Raw genomic sequence first — 19662 nt, forward strand, 5'->3', positions numbered from 1 at the left:
GTCAGTATAATGGATAAAAAAAAGTAGGTGAAAAGATGAAAGGAACATTTTCCAAGTTTAAACAATTTTTTATTGAAAATAAATTTGTATTAGGGCTACTCATTTTTTTACTAGTAGCGCTCGATATTTATGTGCTCACGAAAATATCGTTTATTTTTCACCCGCTGATGGTTGTGCTCGAAACAATTGCGGCGCCCATCATTTTAGCAGGTATTTCGTATTATCTTTTCAACCCGATAATTGATTTTTTAGAGCGGAAAGGTTGGCATCGTGGCTGGGCAATTGGGCTTCTGTACATTGTTATCATCGGCATTATCGTGATTGTTTTCAGTTTTGTCATTCCAGCTGTTCGGGATCAAATCGTGAGTTTGGTCAAAACATTTCCTACATATTGGAACCAAATTACGGACAGATTTAACGAGTTTACCCAGTCCCCACTTTTTGATCAAATAAAAGAACGAATTTCGAACAATATGAGCGACATCATGAAAACATTTTCTGAAAAGGGAACGAGCTTTGTAAATAGCGCGATTGACAGCATCGGGAATATTGTTGGAACAGTAACGGAAGTTGTCCTTGCGATTGTCACTACGCCACTTGTGCTTTTCTATTTGTTGAAAGATGGGAAAAAGCTGCCGGATTTCATTTTAAAAATGCTTCCAGTGAATGGACGCGCACATACGCGACAAGTGTTCTCTGAAGCAAACCACCAAATCAGTTCCTACATTCGCGGTCAGATTATCGTAAGTTTCTGCATTGGGATTCTGCTTTTCATCGGCTATCTCATCATCGGACTTCCTTACGCTCTCACGCTAGCGATTATTGCGGCCTTTACAAGTATTGTGCCGTATTTAGGACCAGCAATTGCGATTACGCCGGCGCTTATTATCGCTACCGTCACTTCTCCGTGGTTGCTACTTAAACTGATTGTTGTCTGGGTTGTCGTACAACTTCTCGAAGGGAAATTTATTTCGCCACAAGTAATGGGCAAATCGCTCAAAGTGCATCCGATTACGATTTTATTCGTCATCCTCGTTTCGGGAAAACTATTTGGCGTTTTAGGCGTTATCTTCGCAGTACCAGGCTACGCCGTACTAAAAGTTATCGTAACTCACATTTTCATCTGGTTTAAACGAGTTTCCGGACTATACGGCGAACAACCAGAAAGCGAATACGAGCAAATTGAATCGAAAAAGGATTAAATAAAAATAAGGTAGACAAAAACGTCTACCTCAGTTTGTAGAAAAACTCTAAACTTAAGCCAAACAAAACGTACCACGCACAATTAGACTGTTGACAAATGGTGAGATTCTTACGCATTGCCGAGTACCGCACCGGAGCGTACTGGAGTACGTGATGACTGAAAACAGGAAGGGCGTAGTTTGCCCGACCATGTGAGAAGTTAGGCGAAGCGGAGCGGAACGGAGGCAAAAACTCCGAAGATTGCTGTTTGTCATCAGTCTGAGGTAGACAAAAACGTCTACCTTATTTTACTTAGAAAAGAGATATTTAGTTTAGGCGGGTGATAATATGCGTGTATTTGCAGGAGTTCTTTCAATTCAAGGCTCGATTTTAGGGCTTTTATCTTGGTTTGCCAAATCTGATGTCCCACCAGAGAGTCTTTTTGGAATGCCGGAAAATCTTGCTAAAGTAGCGGGGTTCATTTTATCAGTTGCCATGTTTATCGCGGGCATTTTAATTATTTTAGCTAAAGAAAATGACTTTTTTCTATTTGTCGCTTTAATTTTATGGGTGTTCGGCATTATTATAGGATTGCTCTTTTCACCAAGCTTTTCAGGCGTTTACTTTCGCCCGATTTGCTGCTTCATCTGCCTGTTAATTGGCGCCTACATTTTCACCGACTACACCCGTAAAAAACATTAAACAATTTTGTTTAGAAAACGAATTGCGGCTTCATACGCAAGGCGCCCGTCTGTTTCAGTCGTGTTCGTATCAAAATCATGCGGCAAATTGTGTACGGTGTAAAGTTCACTTTCTAGCGTGCCATTTTTAAGCGTCTCCGACTCAGAAATTGGTACATCTTGGTCAGCAAAACTATGGGCCAAAAAAAGTGGCGGCAGAAAATGAAAATCGCGCTCGGGAACTAAATCGAATGTGTCAATAGTTTGTATTTCAGCGTTTTCCCCAAAAACAAGCTCTTGCCATACCCCGTTTTGTCTCGCGTAAATATAAAGCGGGTAGCGGCTATCAACGGAACCTGTGACAATTGGTTCGGGATGAATCATCGTGTCTTTTAGCGAGTCGCTAATTTTCGGGAAGGATTGAAAGTAAGCAGTTTCTTCGTGCAAGAAAGCGGCATTTACTGTAAAATAGCCGTAGAAAGACAAAACCGCAAATGGATGTGGCAAAGTTGGATCGGTTGCCGCGAGTAGTGCAAGAAAAGCACCGGCTGAACGACCGAACAATGCAAAATCATTTTGTGGAAGTGACAGCGTTTCCGTTGCTTCTTTTTCAAACCATAAAATGGCATCCTGGATATCTTCGTAAATTTCTGGCAGTTTCGTTTCAGGCGCGAGCCGGTAGTCGACCAGTAAAAGGTTGTATCCGCCGTCCAAAAATTGCTGGATGTAGGCCTTGTCTAGGTCGCTCCTAGTGCCGTATAATAGGCCGCCACCGTGAAAATAAATGACCGTTTTAGCACTTGGCGTATCTCGCGTTATGAGGTCTGCGGCTAATTTTAGGCCATTTTTTTCAGAAAAAATAAAGGTTTTTTGATTCACTGTAACAACTCCCTTCCCTTTTAGTGTATGACGTGTTTGTTTAAAATGCTAGTGTTTTCATTTCGGCATTTTGGGGGATAAGGAGAGAGTATAAAACTTGAAGGAGGAAATTGGCATGAAAAAAGAAAAATCTGTCATCATTATGAATTTCTCAGAGGAAAGTGTTGCTTATCAAGGCTTTTCGGAGATGAAACGTCTACATACGGAAGGGAAAATTCGCGGCTATCAAATGGCTGTTTTAAAGCATGATAAAGGTGCTAAACTAAATGCAAAAGATTTTATCGATTTTACTGGGGCGGATAAAAATATAAAAGATAGCCTGATTGGTATGCTTATCGGCATTCTAGGCGGTCCTTTAGGCGTTTTACTCGGCTGGGTAGTAGGTAGCGTTGTTGGCTCCATGCAAGATGCTGGGGAAGTAAAAAGTGCGATGACTGTTTTTGAAAAAACGCTTGAAACAATTCCAGAAGGCGCAACCGGCATCATTTTAATTGCAACAGAAACAGATCGCGAAATCGTCAATGATGTTGTTTACGGCGACCTAAAAGGAAATATTGCGCGCATGGACGAAGAACTTGTTCAAAACGAAATTCGTGAAGCGCAAGCAGCTGAACAAGCAGCAGGCGACACGGCGAAGAAAAAATGGTTTAAGAAATAAGAATTTAGCTTGCGGGCACAACAAAACGTAATACGCAAAATTAGATAGGCACTAGAGAAACTAAAATTTCTAGTGCTTTTTTATTAAAATGAAAATGATAACGCTTTACTCAAAATTCGCTATTTTCAATGCAAATGAAACGTGATACAATGAACAAGTTATTGCACTTTTAAATCGTGAATATTAAATTTATTTGAGTTGGAGATGAAAGATTTGGATATCGAAAGTAGTCCATTAATGCAGAAGATTGATTACAGCACGAAGAAGAAAATTGATTTAGTAAATAATAGTGTTATTCGCTATATCGTTCGTGCCATGCTGGCTTGTTTATTCCTCACACTAGGTACAGCAGTCGCCGTTATGATTGGTGATAAAGTGGACCATTACGCATTTGGGCTTGGCAAAATTGTGTATGCCTTTATGTTTAGCTGGTCGCTCGTGATGATTATTTACATGAACGCTGAACTGGGGACATCAAATATGATGTATATGACAACAGGCGTTTACCAAAAAATTGTACGTCCAGGAAAAGCGCTACAAATTTTATTCCTTTGCGTTATTTTCAACTTAATTGGTGGTATTTGTGCGGGATATCTTGTTTCCTTAACATCGACATTCCATAATTTACCTGCTGATCACTTTTTATTCACAGCAGTAAGTGGAAAGCTTGAAAAGGCACCTATGCAAATTTTTGTAGAAGGAATTTTTGCTAATATCGTTGTAAATACAGCGGTGTTATGTACGCTTCGTATGAAAGACGATGCTGGAAAAGTCATCGCCATGATTTTCATCATTTTCATTTTCGCTTTCTTAGGATTTGAGCACGTTATCGCAAACTTTTCTTCGTTCTCGCTTGCGTTCTTTGCCTCAGGTGGCCATTTAGCAGCGATGACAGCTGGAAGTGTTGCGACAAACTTATCACTCGCTTTCTTAGGAAACTTTGTAGGTGGAGGCCTTGTGATTGGTTTAGGCTATGCTTGGCTAAACCGTACAAAATCAATTTATAAAGACTAAAAACATCCTTTTGGGTGTTTTTTAGTCTTTAGAAAAGAGGGGAAAAAATGAAATATGCTTTTAAACTGGCAATAAATGCTGATTTAAGTTTGGTAAGTCCAAGCATTTATACGGCAGAAGCTATCTATCAGGCACTAGATAATGACCGCGAACATTTACGAACTTATTTGGACTTTGTTGATAAAACAACGAGCATAGAGGACGAGGAAGCCTATATAAAAATGAAGCTCAGCGGCGAGATAAATGGCACAGATCGACTGTTTTTCATCGCTTATCAAGAAAAAATAGTTGGTTCTATCGACTTTCATTTTATGGATTTGAATAACCAGACTGCAGAAATCGGCTATTGGGTCGCTTCCCAGTACTGCGGCAAAAATATCGCAACAGATACCGTCCAAACCCTTTGCAAAATCGCTTTTGATGAAATGGGATTAAACAGACTTACAATTGTAGCCGATGTAGAAAATAAACCGAGCAACCGTGTAGCCGTTAAATGTGGCTTTAAAAAAGAAGGAACTTTCAGACAGAGTAAAAAAGTTTATAATGAATTAAGAGATTTTAATATGTATGCTTTACTTAAGGAAGAATTTTAAGACTTAACTCCCGTTTTGATTAAATTGAAGCGGGAGTTTTGATGTATAATAAAAAGTTAATTTATTCGCATTCTTCATACTCGCTTTTTAATTTAGATTATGGTATATTTTGGTTGTATTTTTCAGATTATTGTACGGGAGAAGTGTGTAGAAATGGAGAAATATGTGAGTTTTGCGCGCGTTATTGTCTTTATCTGTATCGTTTTACCAGCTTGTATCCCGCTCTTTTTCAGACGGCATAAAGAGGAAGAAATACTCGAAGAAGATGACTTGAAAAATTTTGAAAAAGATGAAAACGGGGAATACCCATGGGAGAAGCAACATAATAATAAAAATATATAATCAGGCTGATGATAAGCGGCGTTCTTTGGCGTTCTTGCCTGCTAATTTCATCATTTGTTGTCTGTCTGATTAAGGTGGGGTAGCAGTTTTCTACAATCTAGCCTTTTTAGGGAAAAGGAGACTATTATGGAAAAAACATTGCAAATTCAAGAAATCGTAAAGCACTTGGACGATTATCTCCCCGGACAGTTTTTAAATGACGAATTGCGTCCAAACCATCTGACACAAGTTGAATATCAAAACGTTAAATTAAGTACGGATCCTAATTTGTTAGCGGAAACTATGTTTATTGCTATCTCGAATGAGCGCAGAGACTATGTGAATCGAAAACCTGTTAATTGGACCGATGGTAATGCGCAAATTCAAGGAATGGAACAATCATTAGGTTTAATCGTAACCGAAACGCCAATCGAAAGTGCCCGCCACACCACACCACAGTTTATCGTTGAAAATAGTTGGACGTTTATGCTTGAATTCGCCAAGCTGCTGCGCGCTGACTTCCAAAAACCCGTCATCGCCATTACCGGTTCCGTCGGGAAAACCACTACTAGAATGCTCCTCACACATGTATTTAGCGACCAAAACGTGCTCGAAAACCGCGGCAATCACAATACCCGCTTCGCAATACCGCTCTACATGGCACAACTCATTCAAAACCCAGATATTCTAAATCTCGAAGTTTCATTAAACGCGCTAAACGGCTTTGATACGGGCTCCATGTCGAAACTCATCAAGCCGAACATCGTCATCATCACGTCAATTGGCGAGGCGCACCTAAGTTCGATGAAAGACACGAAAACCATCGCACTGTATAAAGGTAAAGTGTTGGAAGGGGCTAATGAAGATACGGTCGTCATTTTGAACGCAGATATTGGCAAAGAAGAACGCGAAATTCTATTAAACAAAGCGAAAAAATATACGAATCGTGTATTGACATACTCGGCGAGGAACAATGCGGCGGACGTTAGATTGATAAGCGTAAAACATGAAAAGTTTTATGATGAACTGGAAATTGCGTTTTTTGAGGAGAAACTTACATATTGTTTGCCGACTGGTTCGACGGGCCTCATTGAAAACAGTTTGGCGGCGCTACTTGCGTACTGGCAAATTGCTGGCGAAACAAACGGGGCGATTGTTAAAATGGAAACGTTCAAGCCGCTACCAAAAACGATGGAAATGATTCCACTCGCTTTACCAAATGGCGGATTTGCCTATATGGTGGATGATTCGCATAATGCGGCGGTGCCTTCGATGCTGAATGCGATTGACTATTTTAAGTCGCACAAGCAATTTTATCGCGGGAAATCGGTTTTAATCGTTGGGCAAATTGCGGATTTAGGGGAGAAAGGTCCTGAAGTGCACGTTAAAATTATGAAGGACGTGCTAGGCAGTGACGCCGATTATATTTTTGGTTATGGCAGCTTGTTTGAAGGTTTGTTTAAACAAAACCAAAATGAGCGAATTCGGTGGTTCAGCAATTTAGTGGACTTGCGAAGCCTCTTGCGCGACATTTTGACGGAAGATAGTTTGCTCGTGTTGAAGGGTTCTGTGACGGGTAGCGATTTCCATAAATTGGGTGGCTTGCTGAAAAGGGAATACCAAAAAAGAGAAGGCTAAAATGCCTTCTCTTCTGTTTTTTGAAGCAAAAACTCGGATAGGATTGGGGCGAATTTTGGGACTTCGGATTGGACTAAAAAGGCGTCGTGTCCGTAGTCGGAATCAATTTCGTGGTAGGAAACTGGGACGCCAGCTGTTTTTAAGAGTTCGAAATCGCGTCTTAGGTCGCGAATGCGGAAAAGCTGGTCGGACGTAATGCCAATTAAAAGGTAAGGCACTTGAATGTGCGTATAAGATGGCGCTGCCCCGTCTTGACTGCGGATGACATCGAACAGGTCAATCGCCTTTGTCAAATAAAGGTAGCTGTTAGCGTCAAAGCGTTCGACAAAGCTGTCACCTTGATATTGTAAATAGGATTCGATTTGGAAATGTTCTTTGGAGAAGGTGTCTTTTGAGCTTTCGTCCACTGTGAAGCGTTCAAAGCGCTGGGAGAAAAGTTCGCTTGTGCGATACGTCATCATGCCAACCATGCGAGCGGTTGCGAGGCCGCCTTCTGGTTGTGTGAGATAGTTGCCATCGTTGAATTCAGGGTCGTTTAAAATCGCCATTCGCTGGATAAGATTAAATCCGATGGCATCAGGGCTTGCCGCAAGTGGTGAGGCGATATTGATGACGGAACTGACGGCGTCCGAGTAGCTCACAGCCCATTCCGTTGCCTGCATGCCGCCCATTGATCCACCAATGACGGCTTTTAATTTTGTGATGCCAAGCGTTTTGATGAGTTCATATTGAACGCGAACGATATCTTTTACACTAAAACGTGGGAATGATAGGCGATACTGTGCGCCTGTGTCTGGATTGACGGACGAAGGGCCTGTCGAGCCGCTACAGCCGCCAAATACGTTTGTGCAAATAATAAAATAGCGCTTTGTGTCGAGTGCTTTTCCTGGGCCAATGTAATCGTCCCACCAGCCTGGTGCGTCAGTTTCGTGATGCTTCGCCGCATGGGCGGTTCCGGTAAGTGCATGTTCAAGCAAAATCACATTTGTTTTATCATCATTTAGTGTTCCGTAGGTTTCATAACCGATTTCAATCGGCTGAAGTCTTGCTCCGTTTTCCAAAATAAAAGCTTCTTTTTGAAATAATAATTGTTGTTTTAATCCCATTTTTAGACACCCTTTCATGAAGTTGATACGTGCGGAGCGTGCAAAAAACCCCTCCTAGCAAAAAATAAGCCAGAAGGGGTAGATATGTAAGAACGACTACCGACTTATCTTTCAGAATTAACTGCTGGAATTAGCACCGTGATCATTTGTCCGGTTGCTAAGGCTTCATCGGGCCAGTCCCTCCGCCTTTCTTGATAAGAAAACATATGAAATTAAGTTTAATCATAAGCGTGTTCAGACAATTTGTCAAGCAGGCGGAAAAGTTGTTTTTCTGTTTTTTAGGCTGATAAAATGGAGTAGGGGTGCTGGAAATGAAATTTAAGATTGTTAAACGAAAAATTCACGATATTCCAGTTTTGGAAATTACGAGTAAGACGAGCGTAGACAAGCCGCTACCTTTAGCGATTTATTATCATGGCTGGCAGACAAGCAAAGAACTCGTTTTAACACAGGGGAGAAAGCTAGCGAGTCGAGGGTTCAGGGTGTGCCTTCCGGACGCGCCAAACCACGGTGAGCGCCACCAAACTGTGTCCTCGGTCATTTCCTTAACATTTTGGAACAGCATTCAAGGAAATTTAGCAGAATACGAATTTATTCGCGACCATTATTTGGCGCAAAGTCTCACGACAGAAATTTTTGTCGGCGGCGTTTCGATGGGCGGCATTACCACGTGCGCGCTCCTAACGCATCACCCTGAAATCAAGGCAGCAGCTTGCATCATGGGCGAACCAAGCCCACTCAGTTTTCGCGCCCGCACCATTAGCCGGGCTAGTGAACGCCAAATTAAACTCCCGAGTGATTATGCGGATTTACTCGCTTGGCAAGAAAACTACGATTTGGATGGAAAGCCAGAAACCTTAGCGGGACGCCCGCTTTATATTTGGCATGGCACAGAAGACTGGAAAATCCCAATTGAAACCGTAAAAAACTTCGTCAAAAAAAATGCACCTAAGCCATACGGCGCAAATATTAAATTTGAAATTGGAGAAGGCGAAGGACATCTCGTTCAAATTGCCATTATGGATAAAGTGGCTGATTTTTTAGGTGGGGTCATAAAAGTTCAAAATGAAAAGAAATCATGGAAATCGTGAATTAAATTACACATAAAAAGTATAATTTTATATCTCTTTGTGACAAATATGTAAATTAAACTTAAATAGGTTTACACTTACGTAAAACGTGGTAAACTTATCTAGTGTTTACATAAATCATTAGGGAGGCAAAAAATGAAAACTTTTACTCGAATTTTATTACTAATTGCAGGAATTGCTATGATTGGCTTGGGAGTTTGGTTAATGTTCCACCCGCTTGTATCGCTATTAACATTTAGTTTTACAATTGCGTTTGTACTTCTAGTTTCAGGTATTTTTCATATTATTTCCTACTTTTCAAATCGCAAAGCGCAACATGTTTCTGGCTGGGTGCTAGCAGAAGGGATTTTATCTACTTTACTAGGTATCTTCCTACTATTTGACCAAATCGAAGGTGCTGCAACACTTGTACTTGTTTTTGCAATGTGGGTACTTTTTGCAGGTATTATGCGTACAATTGGCGCATTTGCTGCGAAACAAAACAACGTTCAAGGTTGGGGCTGGATTTTAACAATGGGTATTATCGGTATTCTTGTCGGTTTTATCGCGTTGTTCAACCCAGTAGTAAGCCTAGTTGGGATTGTATTTATTACAGGTACATTCTTTATTGTTGAAGGAATTGGCGCAATTTCTACTTTCTTCATCATGGGTAAAATGGATAAATAATTTCGAATACAAGGCGGTTGAGTATAGCTCAATCGCTTTTTTTGTGCACTCAAATGAAATGTTTTGAAAGAAAGTGATTGATTTTGACGGGAATAGATGTTATGATAACGGTGAACGGAGGGAATGAAATGTTAAATGCTGAGCGGAAAGAGAAAATTTTAGACATGCTGGAAAGCCTTGGTGTTGTAAAAATTTCAGAACTTGTAGCTAGTTTGAATTCATCTGAATCAACTATTAGGCGCGATTTGATTGAAATGGAAGAAGATGGATTACTAGAACGCGTACACGGCGGGGCGAAACTTTTGAAGCAACACAATTTGGAGCCAAGTATGGATGAGAAAACATTCAAACACGTTCATAGTAAGCAACAGATTGCAAAACGGGCAGCGGAGCTTGTTGCAGAAAATGATTGTATTTATTTAGACGCAGGTTCTACAACTATCGAAATGATTCCCTTTTTAGCAGATAAAAAAATTACGGTTGTGACGAATGGTTTAGGTCATGTTGAGCGGCTCGTCAATTTGCAGGTGGATGCTTATTTACTCGGTGGCAAAATGAAAGTGCATACAAAAGCCGTTGTTGGTGCGGTGGCGCTTGATAACATTGGAAACTATCATTTCGATAAGGTGTTCATTGGAGCGAATGCGATTCATCATGAATTTGGTTTTATGACGCCGGATACAGAAGAGGCGTTTTTAAAGCGCAAGGCGAGTCAGCTCGCAGGCGAAGTTTTCGTCGTAGCGGATCACTCAAAATTTGCGCAAGCAAACTTCGCAAAAATGTTCGAATTAAACGGTGCGACGCTCATAACGGATTACGTGCCGGTCAATAAAGCGGAGAGTTTTAGTCAAAAATTAAAAGTAATTGAGGTGGGGAAATGATTTATACGATTACGTTAAATCCGTCGATTGATTATATTGTGGAAGTGGCTGACTTGAAAATTGGCGATTTAAACCGAATGAAACGCGATTATAAGTTGCCTGGCGGGAAAGGGATTAATGTTTCTCGGGTTTTAAATCAACTCGGTGTGAAAACGATTGCAAGTGGATTTTTAGGCGGTTTCACGGGTCGCTTCATCGCAGAATGGCTGACAAAAGAAGGCATTGCAACTGATTTTGCGGATATTGCCGATGATACGCGAATTAATATTAAATTGAAGGCTGGGGACGAAACGGAAATTAACGGCCTTGGTCCTGACATTACAGAGGCGGAAGTGGCAGCGTTTTTTGCGCAACTTGAAAAGGTGCAAGCAAATGATGTGGTTATTTTATCGGGCAGTGTACCGCCGTCGCTTGGCGCGAATTTTTATGACCGCATCATTCAGTTGTGCCTAAAAAAAGGCGCCGAGTTTATGATTGATACGACAGGCGCCGAACTGCTTCGAGCACTTTCAAAAAAACCAATTTTAATTAAGCCGAATCATCACGAGTTGGCAGAATTATTCGGCGTACATTTCGAATCAAAAGAAGATTTAATCCCGTATGGTAAAAAGTGTCTTGAACTTGGTGCAAAACATGTTATCGTATCGATGGCAGGCGACGGGGCGCTACTTTTCACGGGCGATGATGTGTATTTTGCCGAACCGATTAAAGGGCAAGTGAAAAATTCTGTAGGTGCCGGGGATTCCATGATTGCGGGGTTTGTTGGAACTTTTGCAGAAACAGGGGATCCAGTACGCGCGTTTCAATTTGGCGTAGCAACAGGAACAGCGACAGCCTTTTCAACGGATTTGGCGACAGCAGACTTCATTCAAGAAATTTTGCCACAAGTTAATTTAGATAAAATGGAGGGGACGAAATGAAAATAACAGATTTGCTCAGTAAAGATGTCATGATCATGTCGCTTAAGGCGACGACGAAAGAAGCGGCCATTGATGAGATGATTGATTCTCTAAAGCGTAACGGCAAAATAAACGATGCTGCTTTATTCAAAAAAGAAATTATGAAGCGGGAAGCTGAGAGCTCAACGGGAATTGGCGAAGGCATTGCGATGCCGCATGCGAAAACGAAAGCCGTTAATACACCCACTGTTGTTTTTGCTAAAAGTGAGGCTGGACTTGATTACGAGTCATTAGACGGTGCGCCAGCTCATTTATTTTTCATGATTGCAGCGCCTGATGGGGCGAATGAAACCCACCTTGAAACGTTAGCAGCACTTTCTCGCTTGCTCGTACATCCTGATTTTGTGGCGCATTTGAAACAAGCGAAAACACCAGATGAAGTTACCGAATTGTTTGACGCGAAGCAAAATGAATCAGAAGCTGCGCCTGTCGAAACGGCTTCCGGCGACCAATTTGTCGTGGCAGTGACGGCTTGCCCAACTGGAATTGCGCATACGTATATGGCGGAAGATGCGTTGAAAAATAAAGCGCAAGAAATGGGCATTTCGATTCGCGTAGAAACAAATGGCTCTGAAGGCGTGAAACACCGTCTAACGGCCGACGAAATCAAACGTGCAGCGGGCGTAATTGTGGCCGCCGATAAAAATGTTGAAATGGCACGCTTTGACGGCAAACACGTTCTTGAAACACCAGTGAGCGACGGGATTCGTAAGCCAGAAGAATTAATTAATCGGGCTTTAAAACAAGATGCGCCAGTGTTTCATGCCGATCATGTGAAAAATGAAGAGGAGTCTTCGGAAAAAGTTTCCATCGGCAGTAAAATTTATAAAGATTTAATGAACGGAATTTCGCATATGCTACCATTTGTAGTCGGTGGCGGGATTTTAATGGCGATTTCCTTCCTAATCGAACAATTATATCCAGATAGCGCAGTTTACCAAATGCTAACTGCTATTTCAGATGGTAAAACAGGTGCCTTCGTATTCTTAATTCCAATTTTGGCAGGTTTTATCGCAAGCAGTATCGCTGATCGCCCCGGCTTAATGCCCGGTATGGTCGGTGGTTTGCTAGCCGCAACATCAGGCGCTGGTTTCCTTGGCGGCTTAGCGGCAGGTTTTCTTGCAGGGTACATCGTTCTTGGACTGAAAAAAGTGTTCGCGGGCATGCCTCGTTCGCTTGACGGCTTAAAACCCATCTTGCTTTATCCGGTATTCGGATTGCTCATTACAGGCGGCTTAATGTACTTCATTATCGATCCAATTTTCAAAGTCATCAACGATTTCCTGACAACGCAACTTAACGGCCTAGGCACAGCCAATGCGGCTGTCCTCGGACTTGTTCTCGGCGGTATGATGGCCATTGATATGGGTGGCCCGTTCAACAAAGCTGCATATACATTTGCAATTGGCGTATTCACTTCAACGGGTGACGGCGCATTTATGGCAGCCGTTATGGCGGGCGGTATGGTGCCACCTTTAGCCATTGCTTTAGCTACAACGCTATTTAGAAATAAATTTACCGAACAAGAAAAACAAGCCGGTCTTACAAACTACATTTTAGGACTTTCCTTTATTACAGAAGGGGCGATTCCATTTGCTGCGGCCGATCCACTTCGAGTCATTACATCTTCCGTCATAGGTTCAGCTATTGCTGGGGCGCTCACGCAAATTTGGGCAGTCGACGTTCCAGCCCCACACGGCGGTATTTTCGTAGCACCACTGGCGAACAAACCGATTCTCTTTATCATCGCCATTTTAATTGGTATGGTCATCTCTGGACTCATTTACGGATTTTGGAAGAAGCCGAAGCAAAACTAAAATTGAAAATGGTTAAGCTGACACACACGTGTGTCAGCTTTTTTGTGTTCAATACAATTTTTCATCACAAGGAAAGAAAGCGCTTTATTTAAAATTGGGATAGAATTACAATTTTATGTAAGGGTTATCATTTACTATTAAAGTATGAGGAGGGGAGTAGATGGAACAAGGAAGTAAGGATTTAATCATCTATCTTTTAACACATGAAAATACGGAGCTATTAGCGGTTGCTAGGCGTTTTCGAATTTCAGAAGATGAACTTTTAGATTGGATTTCAAAAATCAACCATCTACTAAAACAAGAAAAAATTTTTATTCATGAAAGCACGATTCGCTTGACGGAAAAAGGTCGCGAAGAATGCTATCGCCTTTTAACTGCCGAGGAGGAAATGTTGTTCACGTATTATGAAGTAAAACTAAGACGGCAACTTATTTTAATTCAACTTCTGATGGAACCGCGTTTTTTGTCCCTTAAAGCGCTGGCAGATTATGTGTATGTTAGCAAAAATACCGTTTTAAATGACGTCAAATGGATTCGCAACCATTTAAATGAAAGGCGGATTCATTTGGAATATTCTCGCAAGGAAGGCTATGCGGTAAATGGGGCGGAGTTTTTGATTCGAAGCAAGCTTGCTGAACTTTTGCGGGAGGTCATTAAAATACCATACGGGAAATTTGTGCTTGACGAAAAAAATTTAATTACTGTCAGTGAAACTTTTCTTTTGAAAAAAAGGCTTGAAAGTGTGGAGAAAAGACTGCAAGTGACATTTACAGACGAGCAAATGGAGGAGCTACCGTATATTTTAGTTGGCACCATTAAGCGTGCGGAAGTTTTACGTGCGGATTGGTCTTTTCAACTTAAGAAATATGATCTTAAAAATACCAAGGAATACCCGGTTATTAAAGAAATGTTTTGGGGGTATGATTTTTTATCCGAGGCGGATTATTTATACCTTGCTCTGCAAGTTTTGGCGTCTAGTTTGCTCGAATCCGTCCTTTATTTTTCAGAGAGCGATGAAATTGCCGACGCGACAACGGAATTTATTCAGCAATTAGAAATTTATTTTGCGACTGAGTTTGCGCATAAAGCGGAGTTTAAGGAAAAGGTGATGCTGCATGTTCGCCCGGCGGTGTACCGCAATTTGCTTGGCTTTCAAATTGTGAATCCACTGGCTGAGCAATTTAAGACGGAATATTTGCCGACTTTTCAAATTGTGAAAAAAGCGGCTGCGCCGTTTGAACGCCTAGTAGGGCACGCCTGGTCGGAGGAAGAAATTGTGTTTTTATCGATGATTGTGCTCGCTTGGATGTATCAAGAAGAGGAGTCTGCCGAACCTGTTTTTTCAGCCGCTGTTTTATGCCAAAGCGGGACATCGATTTCAAAACTATTGATTGAAAATTTAAAAATGATGTTTCCGACCATTGATTTTAAAGGGGCCTATGCCGTTAGACAACTTCCGGAAGTGGAAGGAGATCTTGATTTTATTTTTACGACGGTTCCCGTGCAAAGTCAGGCGACGGTTTTTGTTGTGCCGCCCATTTTAGGGAAGCTGGAACGAAAAAAACTGCGCAGGCAATTGGAACAGGCAATTTTGCTTGATGAGGGTATGCGAACGAAAGAACTTATGGCGATGCTAAAAGAAGCCATTCCATCTGAAAAACGCCCGTTTGTCGAGCAGCAATTGAATCAGTTCTTTATGAAAAAGCCGCAAATTGAAAAGGCGCCGAAAGAAATGGTCATTTTTGAGGAACAAATTAGCTTTTTAGAGGATGCAACGTGGGAATCGATTGTGGAGGAAGCTTTTGAGCCGCTGTTAAAACGGGGGTCTGTGACTTGGCAGTACGTTGAAAAATGCCGCGCCCATTTTTATGACCACTATGAAACGATGATGATTGGGCCGAATATTTATTTGCCACATGCATCACCAGGCGACGGTGTTTTAAATGCGGATATCCAAATTGTTCGTCTGAAAACGCCTGTTGAAACGCCGTGTGGAAGCGAAGTGGATATTGTGGTTGCTCTTGCGCCGTCTGAAAAAAATCGCCATATTTCACTTCTCTTAAAACTAAACGAACTCTTTTTAGACGAAAAAAAACGGCGGCTAGTACTCTCGGCAGAAAACCAAAATGAATTATACGAAATGATTGATAGGGGGTGAAGTGTTGGAGTATGCCAGTTTATTTCAAGAAAAAAACACCCTGATGGGGCAAATTGCGACAGATCAGCAAAACTTTTTTAGTCTTGCCGCAACGATTTTGGAAGACGGAGATTTTGTGGAGCGCTCTTTTTTTCGAGCGATTGTCGAACGGGAAAAGGTGTTTCCGACTGGCCTTGAGATGAATGACATTCGAATTGCCATTCCGCATACAGATGTTTGTCACGTCAAGAAGCCATTTGTTTTTGTGAGCAAATTGGAACATGCCATTCCATTTGTACAGATGGGAACAACGGATAAAGTGATTGATGTTCAGATGATTTTTATTTTAGGGATTCGGGAGCCACAAAATCAAGTGCCTCTTTTGGCTAAAATTATGGAAAAGTTTGGCGAGGAAAATTTTTCTAAGAGGTTACAAAATCTGCACGATAAGCAAGACATGGTGGCCTTTTTAAAAAAACAATTTGGAGGTTTTGAACAATGAAAAAAGTGATTGTAGCATGCGGTTCTGGTGTAGCGACGAGTCAAACGGTAGCGTCGAAAGTGGACCGAATTTTAAAAGAAAAGGGTGTATCTGCAGTTGTGGAAGCGGTGGATATTAAGTCGCTCGAACAGCACATTAGAACGAGCGATGTGTATATCGCGATTACAAAAGCAAATAAATCGTTTGATATTCCAACTTTAAATGGCATTGCCTTTTTAACAGGAATGGGCATGGAAGAAGAAACAACGAAACTGCTAGCCGCCTTAAAATAAAAAAATCAATAGGGAGCGTGAGGTAATGGAATCCTTACAAAGTGTTGTACAGTTTGTTTTAAATTTAGGAGCCGCTGTTTTTGTTCCAGCTTTAATGATTATTATTGGCTTAATTGTTCGAATGAAAGTGCGCGATGCTTTTAGCGCCGGTATTATTTTAGGTGTAGCTTTCCTTGGTATGAACATTGTGATTGGCTTTATGATTGAAGCGCTAACGCCTGCCGCACAGGCGCTTGCTGAGCGAACGGGTATTGGGCTGACAATTTTAGATGGCGGTTGGACTTCAATGGCTACCCTTGCGTGGGCATGGCCGCTTGCTTTTCTCATGTTTCCGGTTCAGCTCGGAATCAATGCGCTGATGCTCGTTTTCAATCGAACTAAAACGTTAAACGTCGATTTATGGAACGTATGGGGCAAAATTTTAACAGCCGTTCTAGTTTACGGCGTAACGCAAAATTATTATCTGGCCTTTTTAGTTGCTGGTATTCAAATTGTCGTTGAGCTTCTACTTAGCGACGCGAACCAACGACAAATTCAAGAATTAAACGGGATCCCGGGCGTTACAGTATCGCACGGAATGATGATTTTCTGCGTATTCTTGATGCCGTTTGATTGGCTACTAAAGAAAATTCCTTTTTTACGAAAAGATATGGACGCAAATGCGTTAAAAGAAAAAATTGGTATTTTTGCAGAAAATCATGTGATGGGTTTTATTATCGGTGGTTTGCTCGGTCTTGCTGCTGGCTATGATATTCCGAAAATTTTAATGCTCGCGATGCAAGCCGCGGCGGCATTAACGTTATTCCCAATGGTGGCTAAGCTCTTTATGCAAGCTTTATCACCGCTTTCAGATGGCATTTCTGAGTTTATGAAAAGGAAGTTTAAAAATCGCGAATTGTTTATCGGGCTGGACTGGCCCATTCTAGCTGGTTGTAGTGAAGTTTGGGTGGCCGTTGTCATCATGGTTCCTGTGACGCTACTCTTTTCGTTCATCTTACCTGGAAACGGCGTGCTACCATTTGCTGGCATCTTAAACATTTCCTTATGCGCCCCGGCGCTTGTTGTGACAGGCGGCAATTTGCTCCGCATGACCATTTTAGGGGTTATTACAACGCCAGTATTTTTATACGTTGCGACGTTTTTCGCAGACACCATTACGAAGCTGGCCAATTCAACGGGCGCGATTTCTTTAAAGGCAGGACAGGAAATTACGTGGAGCACACTTGAGTATCCTGTATTTCGATTTATTGCGGCGGAGGCGACAAAACCGAGTGTGATAGGCCTAGTTTTACTTGTAGGTTGGCTCGTTCTGCTATTTTTCTACTTGAAAGTCATGAAAAAACGTACGCAACAGTTTGAAGAGGCGGACGCGCAATGATTTATACGATTACGCTAAACCCCGCAATTGATCGGCTCCTTTTTATTCGCGAGGAGCTAGAAAAACGCAAAACGAACCGAGTCGTTCACACGGAATTTGATTGCGGCGGAAAAGGGCTTCACGTTTCACACGTGCTAAGCCAATATGAAATTCCAAACGTAGCGCTCGGCTTTATCGGCGAACAAAATCAAGCACAGCTTTTTGATATTTTAAAGAAACGCGCGATTTCGCATCACTTTTTTGTCGAGCCTGATGTGGCTACACGTGAATGCTTTGTCGTGATTAGCGAAACAACGAGCGGAAGCACGATGATGCCGGAAGCGGGTTTTACTGTCAGCGAGAAAAACAAGGAAAACCTGCTTCATTTCATCAAAGAAAACGTCAAAAAAAGCGACTATGTCGTGATTGCAGGCTCACCGCCGCCAGGTTATGCGCTAGCCGATTTTAAAACTTTATTTTCTACGGTGAAAAAAACAGGCGCTTTCCTCGCGTGCGATTTATCTGGTGAATTTTTGCTCTATGCCGCTAAAAATGGCGTGGATTTCTTAAAACCGAATGAAGAAGAAGTGAAAATCTTAGTACATCAGTCAAATGATGATTTGCTTCAAAATATTCGCGTATTGATGGGGAAAATTCGCTATTTCGTCGTTTCGCTTGGCAAAAAAGGATCGTATGTGGCTTATAACGGTAAGGTTTATCGCGTTTTGGCACCGCAAGTTATTGAAAAAAGTGATACAGGAGCAGGCGATGCTTTCGTCGGTGGCTTTATTGCTGGGTTGTCAGCTAACTTGACGATTGAAAATGTGATTCGTCGCGCTTCAAGTGTCGCCGCTAGCAAAGTGCAGTATATGGACAGCGCCACTTTTAGTGTGGAAGAAGCCGCTCATTTAAGTAAAAAAATTTCAATTATCGAAGTGGAGGAAATGTAATGTTATATGAAAAAGAGCGTAAAGATTTAGCGAAAATTGTGAAAACCATGTTTGAGCGCTTTGAAACGAACGCAGCTGGAGGAAATGTTTCGGTTAAAATGAATGATGAGCATATTATTATGACGCCCACTTTGATGAGCCAAGCCAGATTATGCCAATTATCACCATATGAAATTTTAGTTGTCGATCAAAATAACGAGGTGGTAGAAGGCGACGGCCGAGTCACACGCGAAATTAATCTACATCGTGCTTGTTACAACGAAAATCCAGCAATTGGGTGTGTATTACATGCTCATCCAAAAGAATCCATGCTGTTTGCAACGCTCGGAGTAGATTTACCAAATTTAACAGAAGCGACGCAAAAAATCGGCCGGATTCCAACACTCGAATTTGCCCCCGCGACGAGTAAGGAACTGGCAGAAATCGTAAGGCGGCATGTTGCTGATTTAGGCGAAAAGGCGGTTCCTAGCGCAAGTTTACTGAACAAACATGGCATCGTCGTACTTGAAAGCTCTTTGCATAAAGCATACGATTTATTGGAGCGTATTGAATATAATGCATACGTCGCGCAAAAAGCTATGGTGTTTGATGCGCTGAATATCCACAGCCTAACAGAAGAAAAAGAACTCAATTACAATTTGGAGGAATAAATATGGCAATCAATTTTGGTGTTTTTATTAGCGCGCTCCTCTTTTTAGTGGCCACAATTTTCCAATCGATGCTACTCATGTTTCTCGCGCTTATTTCAGCTATTGTCACGCAAAGAATTTACCGAAAAAAATATCCAAAGACAAACAAAAGTTGGCGAGAATTAATCGCTGAGAAACATCAAAAGGATTAAGTAGAAAAGGCAAAATGGGCGAATCCTATTTTGCTTTTTTTACCCGTATTTGTTAAAATAAAATAAATTTGATGGAAATGGAGGGATAAAGATGCGAAAATTAAAAATGAATCAGCAA

At 41.6% G+C, this 19662-nt stretch carries 21 protein-coding genes and 1 riboswitch; of the genes, 19 read left to right on the forward strand and 2 right to left on the reverse strand.

The genetic code is table 11. The features are described from left to right. Nucleotides 1–35 precede the first annotated feature (35 nt). Both CFS60_RS09480 and CFS60_RS09485 read left to right on the forward strand, forming a co-directional pair. Nucleotides 36–1202 carry an AI-2E family transporter gene (locus CFS60_RS09480; protein WP_088810580.1) on the forward strand — a complete coding sequence of 389 codons (1167 nt, stop codon included), beginning with the start codon at nucleotides 36–38 and terminating at the stop codon, nucleotides 1200–1202. A 328-nt stretch (nucleotides 1203–1530) separates the two neighbouring features. Further along, the gene (locus CFS60_RS09485; protein WP_088815566.1) at nucleotides 1531–1884 is read left to right on the forward strand and encodes a hypothetical protein; all 354 of its coding nucleotides are present in this window, start codon (nucleotides 1531–1533) and stop codon (nucleotides 1882–1884) included. Here the strand turns inward: CFS60_RS09485 and CFS60_RS09490 are convergent. Beyond that, nucleotides 1881–2741, reverse strand: coding sequence for an alpha/beta hydrolase (locus CFS60_RS09490; RefSeq protein ID WP_088825394.1), 861 nt, complete (start codon nucleotides 2739–2741; stop codon nucleotides 1881–1883). The two genes, CFS60_RS09485 and CFS60_RS09490, sit on opposite strands and share 4 nt — an antisense overlap. 115 nt (nucleotides 2742–2856) lie before the next feature. Here CFS60_RS09490 and CFS60_RS09495 point away from each other — a divergent pair, with 115 nt between their 5' ends. From CFS60_RS09495 to CFS60_RS09515, 5 genes are all read left to right on the forward strand, one after another. Then, nucleotides 2857–3399, forward strand: coding sequence for a DUF1269 domain-containing protein (locus CFS60_RS09495; protein WP_088810577.1), 543 nt, complete (start codon nucleotides 2857–2859; stop codon nucleotides 3397–3399). Nucleotides 3400–3612: 213 nt separating this feature from the next. Beyond that, on the forward strand, nucleotides 3613–4413 hold the full coding sequence (locus CFS60_RS09500) for a formate/nitrite transporter family protein (RefSeq protein ID WP_088839139.1): 801 nt from the start codon (nucleotides 3613–3615) through the stop codon (nucleotides 4411–4413). 47 nt (nucleotides 4414–4460) lie between these two features. Next, nucleotides 4461–5006 carry a GNAT family N-acetyltransferase gene (locus CFS60_RS09505; protein WP_088810575.1) on the forward strand — a complete coding sequence of 182 codons (546 nt, stop codon included), beginning with the start codon at nucleotides 4461–4463 and terminating at the stop codon, nucleotides 5004–5006. A gap of 153 nt (nucleotides 5007–5159) precedes the next feature. Then, on the forward strand, nucleotides 5160–5348 hold the full coding sequence (locus tag CFS60_RS09510) for a hypothetical protein (protein WP_088810574.1): 189 nt from the start codon (nucleotides 5160–5162) through the stop codon (nucleotides 5346–5348). Nucleotides 5349–5474: 126 nt separating this feature from the next. After that, nucleotides 5475–6965 carry a Mur ligase family protein gene (locus tag CFS60_RS09515; protein WP_088839140.1) on the forward strand — a complete coding sequence of 497 codons (1491 nt, stop codon included), beginning with the start codon at nucleotides 5475–5477 and terminating at the stop codon, nucleotides 6963–6965. Here the strand turns inward: CFS60_RS09515 and CFS60_RS09520 are convergent. Then, on the reverse strand, nucleotides 6962–8071 hold the full coding sequence (locus CFS60_RS09520) for a homoserine O-acetyltransferase (RefSeq protein ID WP_088810620.1): 1110 nt from the start codon (nucleotides 8069–8071) through the stop codon (nucleotides 6962–6964). The two genes, CFS60_RS09515 and CFS60_RS09520, sit on opposite strands and share 4 nt — an antisense overlap. A 101-nt stretch (nucleotides 8072–8172) precedes the next feature. After that, nucleotides 8173–8272, reverse strand: a riboswitch (SAM riboswitch). Nucleotides 8273–8382: 110 nt separating this feature from the next. Between CFS60_RS09520 and CFS60_RS09525 the strand changes: the two genes are divergently transcribed. From CFS60_RS09525 to CFS60_RS09580, 12 genes are all read left to right on the forward strand, one after another. After that, nucleotides 8383–9162, forward strand: coding sequence for an alpha/beta fold hydrolase (locus CFS60_RS09525; protein ID WP_088825395.1), 780 nt, complete (start codon nucleotides 8383–8385; stop codon nucleotides 9160–9162). Nucleotides 9163–9297: 135 nt separating this feature from the next. Next, on the forward strand, nucleotides 9298–9828 hold the full coding sequence (locus CFS60_RS09530) for an HdeD family acid-resistance protein (protein ID WP_088810571.1): 531 nt from the start codon (nucleotides 9298–9300) through the stop codon (nucleotides 9826–9828). Between the two features lie 128 nt (nucleotides 9829–9956). Beyond that, on the forward strand, nucleotides 9957–10709 hold the full coding sequence (locus CFS60_RS09535; protein ID WP_088839142.1) for a DeoR/GlpR family DNA-binding transcription regulator: 753 nt from the start codon (nucleotides 9957–9959) through the stop codon (nucleotides 10707–10709). Continuing rightward, nucleotides 10706–11629 carry a 1-phosphofructokinase gene (gene pfkB, locus CFS60_RS09540; RefSeq protein ID WP_088815563.1) on the forward strand — a complete coding sequence of 308 codons (924 nt, stop codon included), beginning with the start codon at nucleotides 10706–10708 and terminating at the stop codon, nucleotides 11627–11629. The genes CFS60_RS09535 and pfkB overlap by 4 nt, the downstream gene beginning before the upstream one ends. Continuing rightward, nucleotides 11626–13485 carry a fructose-specific PTS transporter subunit EIIC gene (locus CFS60_RS09545; RefSeq protein WP_088810568.1) on the forward strand — a complete coding sequence of 620 codons (1860 nt, stop codon included), beginning with the start codon at nucleotides 11626–11628 and terminating at the stop codon, nucleotides 13483–13485. The genes pfkB and CFS60_RS09545 overlap by 4 nt, the downstream gene beginning before the upstream one ends. A gap of 160 nt (nucleotides 13486–13645) precedes the next feature. Next, a complete protein-coding gene (locus CFS60_RS09550; protein WP_088815562.1) occupies nucleotides 13646–15643 on the forward strand; it encodes a BglG family transcription antiterminator in 1998 nt (665 codons plus the stop codon). A 4-nt stretch (nucleotides 15644–15647) separates the two neighbouring features. Further along, nucleotides 15648–16124, forward strand: a complete 477-nt coding sequence (locus tag CFS60_RS09555) for a PTS sugar transporter subunit IIA (protein WP_088810566.1) — start codon at nucleotides 15648–15650, stop codon at nucleotides 16122–16124. Continuing rightward, nucleotides 16121–16396: a PTS sugar transporter subunit IIB gene (locus tag CFS60_RS09560; protein WP_088810565.1), complete on the forward strand. Its 276-nt coding sequence runs from the start codon at nucleotides 16121–16123 to the stop codon at nucleotides 16394–16396. The genes CFS60_RS09555 and CFS60_RS09560 overlap by 4 nt, the downstream gene beginning before the upstream one ends. A 25-nt stretch (nucleotides 16397–16421) precedes the next feature. Further along, the gene (locus tag CFS60_RS09565; RefSeq protein ID WP_088839144.1) at nucleotides 16422–17774 is read left to right on the forward strand and encodes a PTS galactitol transporter subunit IIC; all 1353 of its coding nucleotides are present in this window, start codon (nucleotides 16422–16424) and stop codon (nucleotides 17772–17774) included. Next, nucleotides 17771–18703 (forward strand): 1-phosphofructokinase family hexose kinase, encoded by a 933-nt coding sequence (locus CFS60_RS09570; protein WP_088839146.1) that lies wholly within the window; start codon nucleotides 17771–17773, stop codon nucleotides 18701–18703. The genes CFS60_RS09565 and CFS60_RS09570 overlap by 4 nt, the downstream gene beginning before the upstream one ends. Beyond that, nucleotides 18703–19353: a class II aldolase/adducin family protein gene (locus tag CFS60_RS09575; RefSeq protein WP_088839147.1), complete on the forward strand. Its 651-nt coding sequence runs from the start codon at nucleotides 18703–18705 to the stop codon at nucleotides 19351–19353. The genes CFS60_RS09570 and CFS60_RS09575 overlap by 1 nt, the downstream gene beginning before the upstream one ends. Before the next feature lie 2 nt (nucleotides 19354–19355). Continuing rightward, nucleotides 19356–19544, forward strand: coding sequence for a hypothetical protein (locus tag CFS60_RS09580; RefSeq protein WP_088810561.1), 189 nt, complete (start codon nucleotides 19356–19358; stop codon nucleotides 19542–19544). Nucleotides 19545–19662: the final 118 nt, after the last annotated feature.

The organism is Listeria sp. ILCC792 (genome assembly GCF_900186135.1).
Taxonomy (GTDB): Bacteria; Bacillota; Bacilli; order Lactobacillales; family Listeriaceae; genus Listeria; species Listeria goaensis.